Source organism: Catenulispora rubra (assembly GCF_015356825.1).
GTDB lineage: Bacteria > Actinomycetota > Actinomycetes > Streptomycetales > Catenulisporaceae > Catenulispora > Catenulispora rubra.
The window spans coordinates 1-12,049 of record NZ_JAACYW010000335.1 but is presented as its reverse complement, the minus strand read 5'-3'; the positions used below and the strand labels follow the sequence as shown (position 1 = coordinate 12,049).

Genomic DNA, 12,049 nt, shown 5'->3' with positions numbered 1-12,049 from the left:
CACCGACGCCGCAAACTGTCCACGCTCACGGCCATGAGCAGCAGCGTGATGATGACGAGCATTGCGTTCCCGGCCTGGATGGCTCCGACCATCAACAGTCCACCGGCGATGAAAACCATTAGCATGAGCCCCGAGGGACGTCCTCTTGACGCAGCCACAGCGGCCTCCTTCCGGTCGAGACCGACAGATGCGCACATCTTGTCGACTTCGACCCTAACCGCGTGGCGCCGCGCGCACTGTTTGTGCGCGCGGCGGCTCAGGTTGAGGCAAGGCTGCCCTTATTCTGCGCGATCGCGTCCTGAGACAGCCGGCTCAGAACTCCAGGCCCACCAGGTCCTCCTCCGACAGCCGGCCCATCTTGCGGTACTCCCGGCGGGCCCCGGTGAGCAGGTCCTCAGCGCTCACCGAACGTCCCCCGGCCGCCGCGAGGTACGCCGCGGTGGTGGCGGCGGCCCGGATCGCGCCGCCGGCGAGCTCGAAGCGGTCGGCGACCGGGGCCAGGGCCGAGCCGTCGGCGACGTCGGGCTCCAGCGGGACCGGACCGGCCAGGCAGCGCTGCCACAGGGCCTTGCGCAGCGCGGCGTCGGGGAAGGGGAAGTCGACGATCAGGTCGAAGCGGCGGGTGAAGGCGTCGTCGATGTTGGCGCGCAGGTTGGTGGTGAGCAGGGCGACGCCGTTGAAGGACTCCAGGCGCTGCAACAGGTAGGCGCTCTCCATGTTGGCGTAGCGGTCGTGCGCGTCCTTGGTCTCCGAGCGCTTGCCGAAGACCGCGTCGGCCTCGTCGAACAGGATGACCGCGTCCACCCGGTCGGCCTCGCCGAACAGGCGCTCCAGGTTCTTCTCGGTCTCGCCGACGTACTTGTCGACCAGGGCACTGAGTTCGACCACGTACAGGTCCAGGCCCAGCTCGCCGGCCACCACCTCGGCCGCGAAGGTCTTGCCGGTGCCGGACTCCCCCGCGAACAACGCCGCCACGCCGCGGCCCCGGCCGCCGCCGGTGCGCAGGCCCCAGGTGCCGAGGACGCGATCGCGGTTGCGGACCCGGTCGACGAGCTCCCGCAGGCGCGCGCCCTCGGTCTCCGGCAGGACCAGGTCGGGCCAGCCGACGGCGGGTTCCACGTGCCGGACGCCCGGTCCCATACCGCGGGCATTCTCTTGTCGCGCGGCGCGGCGGATGTGCGTCTCGTCGGGCTGGCGTCCTTCGAGCGCGGCGAGGGCGCGGGCGGTGCCGGCAGCTCGGGCGATGCCGGTCGCGGTGAGGCGGAACGGCGCCACGGTCGCTGCCAGATCCGTGCCGGGGGCGAGCGGGCCGAGCTCGGTGCGCCAGCGGGCGATCCACTCCGGTGCCCCGCCGGGCGGGGACTCGATGTCCACGACGAGCGGACGCACCGGCCAGCCGCCCGATCCGTACCGGACCTCGCCGACGAGCAGGATCGGCACCCGGTCGGTGCACAGCGGCCCCGGGTCCACCGGCTCGGGCAGGAACACGACCAGGCCGGCGCGGCGCAGGCGGGCTTCGCGGATCAGCGCGGGGACGATCTGGTCGGCGCGCGCCAGGACCTGTTCTGTCAGGGTGATGCGAAGCGCGGGACGGCCGGCGGCGGCGAACAGGGCCAGGGCGACCGCGTCGGCGCCGCCTTTGCGGTGCTCGCGGAGCTGGATCAGGGTGGGGCCGGCGCGCAGGAGGTCGACCAGGCCGGGGCGGCGTTCGATTTCGGCGAGGGTCGCGGCGTCGGTGCCGGTGTCGGTGCCGGTGTCGGTGCCGGTGTCAGAAGAATCAGCGGCCTGAATCAGGCCGTGCAGGATGTCGTCGGGAGTGTCGTCGCCGAGCAGGTGCGCCACCACGCGGTCCGGCACCCGCAACGCCCGCGACAGCAGCGGCCGGTCGGCGTCTTCGAGCTCCAGCAACCCGCCTTCGACCAGCGGCGCCCCGGCCCCGAAGCGGGCCCGCGCCGCCGGATCCCAGGCGTCGTGTCCACACAGGTCGAGCGCCAGACCGACGGTGGCGCGCCGTCGGGTCACGTCGTCGTTTAGGTAGCCGTAGCAGGACTCGAAGACCCGGTCGAGGTCCGGCGCCAGGGCCAGCACCAGCACCGCCAGGTCGAACTCCGTGAGGCCGAACGCCTCGCTCAGCCTCGCCAGCCGTGGCCAGTCGGCGCTGGGAGCCACCACATTTCCGGGCGCCGGATCAGCGTCGAGCAGCCATTCGACGTGGTCCGCCGACAGCCGCAGCCCGCGCAGCGGATCGTCGGCGCTCGGGTCCTGCGCCGAGCGTGCCGCGATCAGGTCTCTGACTTGCTCCGCCAGCCGGTCCAGGCAGCGGTGAGCGGCGGCCGCGTCGGTGGGAATGTCGGTGCGGATGTCGGTGGGGACGTCGGCGGGGATCCCGCCGTTCATCGCTGGATCTTCCCGTAGCGCCGCAGCCGCAGCGGCGCCTCGGCCTCCGGTTCGTCGAGCCGGTGGCTGCGCAGTCCGGCGCCCTCGGTGACCGCGGGCCCGACCGGGAGCTCGGGGCCCACCGGGTATGGCGCGGTGATCACCAGGTCCAGGGAGGGCTTGAGGTCGCCGCCGAGGGCCGACCAGATGTCGGCGATGGAGCGGGACTCCTGCGGTGGGGTAGCCGGCGTCATCGGGATCTGCAATCCCAGGGCGGAGAGTTGGCCGGGCCCTTCGGGGATGGGCAGCGAATCGTGCAGGAGCAGGCAGCCGAGCACCACGGCCAGCAGCCGGTGCTCGTCCTCGGCACGCTTGGTCCAGGCGGTCACCAGGTAGGACAGGCGGAAGTAGCGCGGGGGCTGGCGGCGGCGCACGACGATGCCGCGCTCGTCACGGATCGCCACGACGCCGCGCTCGCGCCGGGTCAGGTCTTCGCGGATGTCGTAGAGGTAGGCGTCGACCGTCGGCGTGTTGCGGCGCGCGGCCCAGTCCCGTGTAGGGGCGTCGAAGGCGATCTCCACGCCCTTGTCCGGCAGGGAGGATCGCAGCAGGCTGCGCAACGCCTCGTCGATTTCGGGGATCAAGCTCGGTTCTCTTCCACTTCACTGGCCGGTCTGCACATCGCCACACATCGCCACCTCATCCTCGGCGCCCGCGGCGGGGGCGTGCCAGGTGCGCGGGGACGGCCTGCCGGGCAGCGCGCGATGTCCGGAGGGGCAGCACACACAGCCCTCAGGTCCAGCGCAGGTAGCCCTCGCGGGCGGCGTGCGCGACGACGTGTGCCCGGTTGCGCAGCTCCAGCCGCGTCATCACGTCGTGCAACACGCCCTTGATGGTGCGCTCGGAGTAGCACAGCTTCGCCGCTATCTCCTTGGTCTCCATGCCTTCGGACACCAGGCGGATGACGTCCACCTCGCGGCTGGACAGCCCCATCGGCAGCGGCTCGGTGCCGGCGCCGCGGGCCCGCCGGGCCCGGCCGACCTCGCCGAGCAGTCCGCCGAGCAGGTCGGCCGGCAGGTCGCCGGCGCCCCGGTCGACCAGCTGCACGGCGCGCACCAGCCGGTCGGAGGTGGCCTCGCGCCGCCAGACCACGGCGGTCACGCCGAGCTCGACGACCTCCAGCAGCTGGGCCTTGTTCATCCGGCTCACCACCAGCACGGTGTACGCGGGCTTCGGCGCGTTCTGGGGACCGGCGGCCAGCAGCTCGCCGGCGTCGTCGGCGCACATCACGATCAGCGGGTCGCGGCCGGGGCCGTCCTGGTCCAGGAGCTCGACCTCGGTACGGTGCTCGAGCAGGTTGACGATCCCGGCGCGGAGCACCGGATCGGCGGCCATCACCACGGTCTGGACGCGTCGCACAGGAGGTCCCCCTCACCTTCTCCGGCCCGGGTCGGGAAGCCGGGACGGCGGCTGCCGCCGCATGAAGGACATCACGTGACAGCGGGTGAAACCAACGCACCTCAACGAAACAACACGGGAACGCCCACGCCGGCATCCGCGCCTTGATCGAAAACCGCCAGGCGGGGAGGACGTGAGCGGCTCAGGGCCGGACGATGAGAATTATGAGGTTGACGGTGACGGGGCCGGTTCGGCGGCCCCGTCGGTCACGGATGCCAGGGGGTTGGTCCGGCATTGATTCAGCGGCGACCGGTCAGTGGCGTGTGTAGAACTCCAGCTCCGTGATCGCCGTCTCCACCGCCTTCGGGGGGTTGGCCGAGGTGGGCTGGTACGACGAGGTGATGGTGAGCACCACTTGCCGGATGTCGTCGCCGCGCAACTGGAGCTTCTGGAATCCGGGTTGGTCGTCGAGGGTGAACGTCTTCTTGATCGGGTCGCCCTTGCCCGGAATGGGGATCAGCACGGCGTCGACCGTCTCCGGCGAGCCCTGCGCGCCGAAGGTGTCCGCGGCGGTGCCGGCACCCGGCGTCAGGCCCATGTCCAGCAGGTTCACCGGCTGGGTGAAGGTCACCGTCAGGCTGGTGCCGTTGCTGTTCTGCGGCGCGAACCCGCTGCCCCACCAGGTGTCGGAGTAGGTGTCGTGGAGCAGCTTGGCGGCGTGGTTCGGGTCCTCGTTCGAGGCCGTGATCGTCCAGTTGGAGATCTCGTTGGGCTTGGCGAAGTGGTCCCGGACGTTCGTGGAGGCGGGCTTGTACTCCTGGACCACGACGACGACCACCACGACCCCCACCGCGGTCCACACCACCGGCCGGATCGCCTGGCCCGGACCGCGCCGCAGCCGGGGCCGCTGGCCGGCGTACGGAAGCGGCCGGTTGCGCCAGAAGAAGATCAGCCGTCGCCACCACGACGGACGCCGCGCCTCCACCGGCGCGTACGCCAGCCGCTGGCCGCAGCGCCGGCAGAAGTGCCGCTCCGGCGGGTTGCGGGTCGCGCACCACTGACATTCGATGCCCGCGTCCAGAGCCTCCAGCCGCTCGGAATCCTTGCGCTGCGGGACGATCGGCTCGGGCTTGCCGGGCAGGACCGGGACGATTCCGCTCGGGGCGCTCTGGTCGGCGACCGGGACCAGCAGGGCTCTGGCACGTTCGGCGCGCTCGGCCTCGGCCTGCTCGCGCTCGGCCTGCTCGGCCTTCTCCGCGGCGGCGCGGGCGACTTCGACCAGGGGTACGGTGTCCGCCTCGTCGGTGATGTGCGGCGCGGGCTCCGGTTCCGGTTCCGGTTCGAGTTCCGGTTCGAGTTCGGGTTCGAGCTCGGCTGTCGCGGCCGTTGCCGGCGCCGTGGCCCCGACAGGCCCGGCGGCCTCGACCGACGCGACGGGCTCGGCGGCGCGCGCCGCCGGAACCACGGCTTTCCGCCCGGCAGTCGGCCTGGCCCGCGTCAGCGCCGCACCGCAACTGTCGCAGAAGGCCTCCCGCTGGTCGCGCGCACCGCAGTCGGGGCAGGTCAGCTCACTGAGATCGGTGGACATCGGCGGGGAACGCTACCTTTCAGGATTTTTCGACGACGATGGAACAGGGCACGTGCGCCGGCCGGACCGAGGCGACGAGCGCCTGCAGCCGGGCCAGGTCGACCGAGCGGGCCTGCGCGGCGGTGAGCCGCACCTCCAGGCGCGGTTCGGGCTCCCCTGGCAGCGGCCCGAGCGGGCGCGCCGACCAGGACATGCCGCCGCTCTCGGTGATCCGCGGCTCGATGCCGAAGCCGAGCCGGACCGCCTCGGCCAGGCCGTGCACGGTGCCGCGGTGCCGGTGCATGGCGGCCGCGCCGGACACCGCCGCGCGCAGGTCGGGGTCGGACTCGTCCCCGGACAGCTCGGCGCCGACCCAGCCGCCGAGCCAGGACACGAAGTCCGGCGGCGCGAGCTCGGGCCGCAGGTAGGCCGCGATGTTGTCCAGCACCGACAGCAGCGGCGCGAACAGGTCGTCCAGGCCGCCGACGAACCGCTGCGCGAAGTCGTCGTCGGCGTAGACGCTCGGCAGCTGCTCGCCGAGCGGGAACGGGTTGCCGAGCCCGTCGACCGCGCCCCTCATCCGCCCACCACCTTCACCCGGTGATCGTAGGAGAACACGAGCGCTGAGGGGTCCAGCTCGATCCGCTCGGCGGCGTCGCCGCGCTTGCCGGTCAGCGGGTCGGCCGGGTGCAGCCGCACCTCGTCGACCATCTCCACGCCGGGAACCCGCTGGAGCACGGCGTACAGCTCGCCGGAGTGGACCGCGCGGCCGAACGGCCAGCCCCCGCCGGTCGGGCCGCCGGTCAGCGGATCGAGGTAGGAGTACAGAGCGTTGATCGCGCCGGTGCGGACCTGGTCGATCTCGGCGCCGCGGAACGCGTGCAGCGTCACCGCGGCCGTGACGCCCTGGTAGTACGGCGGGCCGACGGCCAGCCGGGTGCCGATCGGGCGCCGCTCGTCCAGGTAGGCGGCGATCCGGCTGAGCAGTTCGTCGCCGGGGACCAGCTGCTCGAAGCGCAGGAAGCCGCCGACGTCGGGAACCGCCTGCGGGACCACGAGCAGCCGGACCGCGCCGATCCCGGCCTCCTTGCCGTTGAGCTTGGTCTGCTCGTCGACCGACAGGCAGTGGATGCGCGCGGCTTCCGGGGCCGCGCGGCGGGTGAGCTCTTCGTAGTCCCGAACGGTGACCGCGCGGTCCTGGGCCCGCAACGAGATCGGCGCACGTACCTTCGCCTCGGCCACCGACTCGCCGTCCACGCCGCCGCGCGCGGCCTCGCGGTTCTCCACGCTGGACACGTAAGGGATCGACGTTCGCAGGACACTGAGAGCGCCGCGCGCGACGTTGCCGGACCGGCCGCCGCCGATCCGGTAGGCGGTGGCCCGGATCCGCACGCCCTTGAGCGGGACCGCGCCGTACTGCCGCACGCTGCCGTCGGGCTGCCGCAGTGCCGGGCCGAAGGCTATCTCGCCGGTCACCGGGTCGAGCTGGAAGTGCCGGTCCTCGGGCCCGGAGCCGGCGAAGGTGTCGACCAGCTCCCAGCGCTGCCAGCCCTCGCCTCCGGACATGTCGGAGGTGTCGAGCTGGAGCATCGGGTCGTCCACCGCGACCGGCGTGCGCGACAGCCGGAAACGCTGGCCGGCCACGCCGGAGGACTCGCCGAGCTCTTCGTCCCGGACCGCCTCGGAGTGCAGAGCCCGGACCGTTCCTCCCATGGTGCGCGCGGTGGCGCCACGAAGACTCGGGCTGACCGCATAAAACGGCTGCGCCGCACGGGGTTCCAGCACGCGGCAGCGCAGCCACGCCGCCTCGATCCCGGCCAGCCGGGAGACGATGTGCCGGGACGGGACGTGCACGGCCACGTCTCCGGGCCGGTTCAGACCGCCGGTGTCGTCGGAGTCCACCTCGCACGGCAGCCAGCCGTCGGCCGACCACGCCTCCCAGACCAGCGGCGGCTGCCGCGGGTCCACGCCGACGCCGTCGACCTGGCTGCTCAGCCGCAGCACCGCCAGGCACGAGGGCACCGGCGCGGACAGGCCGAAGTACAGCGCGTCGCCGGGCGAGGGGGCCGGGGAGAACACCGGCACGTCCTTGCCGTCGAGCACGTCCACGGTGCGGTCGGTGGGGCCGGCGCCGTTGTTCTGCACCACCACCGCGGTCAGCGAGCACGGCACGATCCGCAGCGGCTCGGCGGAGCTGAAGACCAGCGCCTCCTCGGACTCGGTGCGCAGGGTCGCGATCTGCGAGCCGCCCGGGACCAGCACCGTGTTCGGCTGCGGCGCGGACAGCCGGAAGGTGACCTCGGCGCGGGCCGGCGCCGGCGGGAACCGGTTGATGCCCAACAGGTCCAGGAACGCCAGGTAGTTCTTGTCCGGGACCCGGTTGAGCCGGTAGACCAGCTGGTCGGCCATGTAGGCCACGGCCTCGATCAGCGTCACGCCGGGGTCGGACACGTTGTGGTCCGTCCACTCCGGGCAGCGCTGTTGGACGTACCGCTTGGCGTCGTCCACGAACTGCTGGAACCGGCGGTCGTCGAGGTTCGGCGAGGGCATAGCCATGTCAGGCTGCTTCCGTATCTGTCGCTGCGGTGCCCGGTCCTTCGTGGTCGGGGATGACGTAGAAGGGGAAGACCAGGGACCGCGGGTTGTTGGTGCCGCGGAGCTGGTAGTGCACGTCGATGTAGAGCACGGTGGGGCGGTCGGGGTCCACACTGACCTGGACGCCGGTCACCGAGATGCGCGGCTCCCAGCGGTCCAGGCTGGAGCGCACCTCGTGCTGGATGCGGCCCACGGTCTTGTCGTTGACCGGGGCGAAGACCAGGTCGTGGACGGCGCAGCCGAACTCCGGGCGCATCGGCCGCTCCCCCGGCGCGGTGGCCAGGACCAGGCGCATGGCCTCCTCGATCTCCTGGTCGTGGGAGACCAGGCCGATGCGGCCGCCGGCGTCCACGCGCATCGGGAAGCCCCAGCCGGAGCCGACGAAGCGCTCACCCATGGCGGATCAGGCCCCTCATGATGCCCCTCATGACGCCCCTCATGATCAGTGCTGTCACCTTCGGACGCGGCATCTCAGATCTCACCTTCGGACGCGGCATCTCAGATCACCACAATCTGCTGGCCCTCGATCGTGCCGTCGCCGACGATGTTGACGGCGCCGGTCAGCGTGATCGCGGCGGACTCCACCGAGAACGAGCCGCCGGCGAAGTTCATCTCGGGGGCCCTCAGCGAGATCGCGGCGTCGGAGCTGAGGCTGACCACAGTGGCCCCGTTGATGCTCACCGTGCCCTCCGGCGTCATGGTGATGCTGGTGCTCCCGGCCCGGATCGTGACGCCGCCGGCCGGGCCTTTGCCCTCGATGGTGATCGGGCCGGAGTTGTTCTTCACCGAGATCTGGCTCTCCGCTCTGTCCAGGTGGACGCTCTGCTCCCCGTTGTCGGTCAGGAGCTTCACGCCGGTGTTCATGGCGTACTCGTCGTCGAGCAGCTCCAGCCGGTTGCCTCGCCGGGAGGAGACGGCCAGCACGTTCGGGATGCCGTCCTTGGAGATCAGGTCGTCAACGCTGAGCTTGGTGGGTTTGTTCACGCCGTTGTACAGGCCGCCCAGGACGTAGGGCTGGTCGAAGTCGCCGCGGTCGAAGGTGACCAGGACCTCGTCGTTGACGGCGTAGCCGATGAAGCCGCCGGAGCCCGGGGAGCCGGCCGGGATGTGGCCGCCGGCGCCGCCGACGGTCGGGGCCATGCCGCCTGCGGCGCTGACGCCGCCGTGCTGCACGGTGCGGGCCCAGTCGCTGACGTAGTCGTCGTCGAGCCAGGGGAAGCGCAGCTTGACCCGGCCCATGCGCAGCGGGTCGTGGATGTCGGTGACGATCGCGCTGACCACGCCGCTCATGCGGTGGCCGGTGCCGCCGGGTCCGCCCGGGCCTCCGGAGCCGCCGGAACCGCCGGAGGCCAGGCCGTACAGGGAGCGGAACTGGCGGCCGGTCATCGAGACCCAGGTCTCGTACGTGCCGTGTTCGAACAGGTGCCGGACGCCGGTGACGGTGTAGGCGCCGTCGAACGGCGTGCCGGCCTTGGTCAGGGTGACGGACTTGTCGGGCAGCAGCTCCGGCGTGCCGCGGACCGCGACTTCGAGCTCTGCGAAGGACGAGGTCACGTCGGTGGCCAGGGACTTGGCCGCGGAGTCGGCCTCGGTCTGGCTGACGTAGGGGGTGCCGGTCTCGACCAGGGTGCCGGTGCCGAACGGCGAGGACACCTGCCCCGGGATCAGGCCGGCCAGCACGTCGGGGTTCTCCACCGCCGGGGCCCGGCCGACCAGGGTCTGCTTGGTGACCATGTTCCAGCCCCGCGAGGTGACCATCGAGACCTGGTCGGCGGCGGTGAAGCCGGAGCGGCAGCGCAGGGTGTTGGCACCGAATTCGAGCACGTACGGGCTCCTGGCGGCGCTCATCCCGGTCAGCGGCACGGCCTTGACCGGGGCCCGGAAGTGCAGCAGGCCCATGTTGTCGAAGTACACGACCTTGCCGGCGCGCTCGGCCAGGCCCTGGATGAAGGTCCAGTCGTCGATGTTGGGCTGCGAGGTCTGCGAGTCCCGGGGCGGCGGGGGCGTGGACTCGATCTTGCCGATCGACACCCCGTGCTCGCCGGCCACCTGGCGCACGATGTCCGAGGCGGACATGTTCTTGTAGAGCGCCACCCGCCGCTTGCGCAGCAGCTTGAAGGCGTGGTCCATGCCGCGGATCACGGTGTAGAAGTCGCCGCCGGAGTAGTCGGCCTCGATGCCGGTGACCTGGCCGGTGATCAGCGGCTGGTCCTCGCCGATGAGCCCGGCCACCGCGAAGACCGTCACCGGGGCGCCGATCTTCAGCTGCCCGTAGATCGACATCAGCAGGCGGGTCTTGTCCTTGAAGGCAATGTGGAACGTGGAGGGCACGTTGAGGCTGGACTCGACCCAGCAGGAGTCCAGGGAGGCCTTCAGGAGCCGGGGCAGCGCGCCGCCGATCTCGACCTTGGGGACCGAGGAGAAGGAGCCGAAACTCACTTTCGCGTCACCGCCTTACCTGGTCGGGAGCGGGGATGAGCAGTTCGTGGCCGGGGGTGAGGCGCATCGGGTCGTCGATCTCGTTGGCCTCGGCGATGGTGCGCCAGGCGGTGGCGTCGCCGTACTCGGACCAGGCCATCGACTGCAGCGTGTCGCCGGCGCGCACGCGGTGCGAGCGGTGCGCGGACAGGGCGCCGGAGGTCGGGTTCTGACCCAGGGTGAGCGACGGGATCTGAGTGATCGTCAGATCACAGGTGGCCCGGAGGGGAACTCCGGAGGGGTCGAAGTACGTGTAGTTGGCAGAGATGTTTTGGACATATGCGTTGAAACTGACGGTTGAGAAGCTGCCCCACTGGAAGAAGACCCACGGCGTGGAGGGCTGGAAGGCGGCGATCGACTGGTCGGTGACCTCGCAGCACTTCAGGAGGGCTTCGACGTCGTCCTGGACCTTGGTGCCGGCCGGGGTCATGGAGGAGTCGAGGAAGAGCTGGAAGGAGAGGGTGTAGGGATCGGCGCCGCCGAAGCTGGGGATGCTGACGTACTTGAACAGGGGCAGCGGCGTGCTGCTCCAGTTGGCGCTCTTGGCCAGCGTCAGCGTCTCCGGGTTGAACTGGAAGTTGATCTCCCGCATGGTGCCGCCGGGCTCCAGCGCCGGGCCGATCGGCGGTTCCTTGATGGTGAGCGAGGCCTTGACGAGGCTGACTCCGGGCTGCGAGGACATGCGGATCACGCTCCCGATTCGGTGAAGCCGTGGTGGGCGATGACCAGCCGCTCGGTGGCCACGGTGTTGCTGGTGGGGTCCAGCGTCGGGCCGCTCCAGCTGACCGGCAGGACGTCCAGCAGGCCCCACTGCACGACCAGCGAGCCGTCCGCGCGCAAAGCGGCGATCTGCGCGGTCGGGCGCTGGATGCCGGTGGCGATGGAGGAGATCCAGGCCGCGATCTTGCTGCTGTCCGGCGTCAGGGGCCGCACGAGGGTGATGTTGCCGTGGCTGACCCGGCCCGGGAGGTAGGTGGTGTAGCCGTTGTTGCCGCCCTCCTTGTGCTGGTAGACCTCGACCTCCGCGGTCAGGCCCTCGCAACGGTTGAACAGGCCGAGGTCCTGGCCGTCGATGGTCAGCTTGAAGAACAGGCTGGAGCCGGGGTCCTGGGTGGCGGTGGTCATGGTTTCGGTCAGTCCCTATTCGGGGTGCTGGTGCTTCGGGTGCTGATGCTCTTGAGAGGCGGCGGGGCGGCGGTATCAACGTCCTGAATCACGCAGCCGCCCCGTCCGCTCGCGGTCCATGCGCAGCTCGGTACGAAGCAGGCGGGCCAACGGCGCGACGAGCTTCTCGGCGAGCTGTTCCATCTCTTGATGTTCGCCACGGCCCCGGTTCCGTCCGGAGCCACCACCACGCGCCCCGGAGCCGGACTCCTGGCCGGTACGGCGGTAGCCGAACAGCGTCCCGGCAACGGGATTGGACTCGGCGAGCATCTCCAGCCCCCGCTCCTTGACGACCTGCCGGAACTGCGACGGATCGCGGATGAGCGCGGCGGCGTCACGCACATCGGCGATCTTGTCGGTGAAGCCCCCGACCTGGTCCCCGACGCTTTGGTTGAGGCGCTGCCGGGTGTCGCGCGCCTGGCCGCCGACGGCCTCGGCGAGGAAGGAGGCCATCGGCACGCGCTGCACCGG

Annotated in this window: 10 protein-coding genes and 1 pseudogene; all 11 read right to left on the bottom strand. The window is 71.3% G+C overall.

All coding sequences use genetic code 11. The features are described 5' to 3' along the window. Nucleotides 1-312: 312 nt before the first annotated feature. Nucleotides 313-2,397 (bottom strand): AAA family ATPase, encoded by a 2,085-nt coding sequence (locus GWK61_RS47245; RefSeq protein ID WP_194919657.1) that lies wholly within the window; start codon nucleotides 2,395-2,397, stop codon nucleotides 313-315. After that, entirely contained in the window at nucleotides 2,394-3,020 is a 627-nt protein-coding gene (locus tag GWK61_RS47240) for a Pvc16 family protein (protein ID WP_194919654.1), read from the bottom strand. Before GWK61_RS47240 ends, GWK61_RS47245 begins: the two co-directional genes overlap by 4 nt. Nucleotides 3,021-3,168: 148 nt before the next feature. Further along, a complete protein-coding gene (locus GWK61_RS60205) occupies nucleotides 3,169-3,795 on the bottom strand; it encodes a helix-turn-helix transcriptional regulator (protein WP_323748077.1) in 627 nt (208 codons plus the stop codon). Between the two features lie 292 nt (nucleotides 3,796-4,087). Beyond that, nucleotides 4,088-5,362 carry an NADase-type glycan-binding domain-containing protein gene (locus GWK61_RS47230; RefSeq protein WP_194919652.1) on the bottom strand — a complete coding sequence of 425 codons (1,275 nt, stop codon included), beginning with the start codon at nucleotides 5,360-5,362 and terminating at the stop codon, nucleotides 4,088-4,090. A gap of 19 nt (nucleotides 5,363-5,381) precedes the next feature. Next, entirely contained in the window at nucleotides 5,382-5,921 is a 540-nt protein-coding gene (locus tag GWK61_RS47225; RefSeq protein ID WP_194919650.1) for a phage tail protein, read from the bottom strand. Then, nucleotides 5,918-7,897, bottom strand: coding sequence for a putative baseplate assembly protein (locus tag GWK61_RS47220; RefSeq protein ID WP_194919648.1), 1,980 nt, complete (start codon nucleotides 7,895-7,897; stop codon nucleotides 5,918-5,920). Before GWK61_RS47220 ends, GWK61_RS47225 begins: the two co-directional genes overlap by 4 nt. A gap of 1 nt (nucleotide 7,898) precedes the next feature. Then, a complete protein-coding gene (locus GWK61_RS47215) occupies nucleotides 7,899-8,333 on the bottom strand; it encodes a GPW/gp25 family protein (protein WP_194919646.1) in 435 nt (144 codons plus the stop codon). A gap of 101 nt (nucleotides 8,334-8,434) precedes the next feature. Next, on the bottom strand, nucleotides 8,435-10,375 hold the full coding sequence (locus GWK61_RS47210; RefSeq protein ID WP_194919644.1) for a VgrG-related protein: 1,941 nt from the start codon (nucleotides 10,373-10,375) through the stop codon (nucleotides 8,435-8,437). Nucleotides 10,376-10,382: 7 nt separating this feature from the next. Further along, nucleotides 10,383-11,096, bottom strand: a complete 714-nt coding sequence (locus tag GWK61_RS47205; RefSeq protein WP_194919642.1) for a CIS tube protein — start codon at nucleotides 11,094-11,096, stop codon at nucleotides 10,383-10,385. 5 nt (nucleotides 11,097-11,101) lie between these two features. Beyond that, a complete protein-coding gene (locus GWK61_RS47200) occupies nucleotides 11,102-11,539 on the bottom strand; it encodes a phage tail protein (RefSeq protein WP_194919639.1) in 438 nt (145 codons plus the stop codon). A 75-nt stretch (nucleotides 11,540-11,614) separates the two neighbouring features. Further along, nucleotides 11,615-12,049, bottom strand: a pseudogene (locus GWK61_RS47195) (hypothetical protein); the annotation flags it as partial.

Excerpts from the sequence above, each read along its gene's own strand:
- GWK61_RS47200 (WP_194919639.1), bottom strand. The coding sequence starts at position 11,539 with ATGACCACCGCCACCCAGGACCCCGGCTCCAGCCTGTTCTTCAAGCTG.
- GWK61_RS47245 (WP_194919657.1), bottom strand. The coding sequence starts at position 2,397 with ATGAACGGCGGGATCCCCGCCGACGTCCCCACCGACATCCGCACCGAC.
- GWK61_RS47225 (WP_194919650.1), bottom strand. The coding sequence starts at position 5,921 with ATGAGGGGCGCGGTCGACGGGCTCGGCAACCCGTTCCCGCTCGGCGAG.
- GWK61_RS47205 (WP_194919642.1), bottom strand. The coding sequence starts at position 11,096 with ATGTCCTCGCAGCCCGGAGTCAGCCTCGTCAAGGCCTCGCTCACCATC.
- GWK61_RS47215 (WP_194919646.1), bottom strand. The coding sequence starts at position 8,333 with ATGGGTGAGCGCTTCGTCGGCTCCGGCTGGGGCTTCCCGATGCGCGTG.
- GWK61_RS47220 (WP_194919648.1), bottom strand. The coding sequence starts at position 7,897 with ATGGCTATGCCCTCGCCGAACCTCGACGACCGCCGGTTCCAGCAGTTC.
- GWK61_RS47230 (WP_194919652.1), bottom strand. The coding sequence starts at position 5,362 with ATGTCCACCGATCTCAGTGAGCTGACCTGCCCCGACTGCGGTGCGCGC.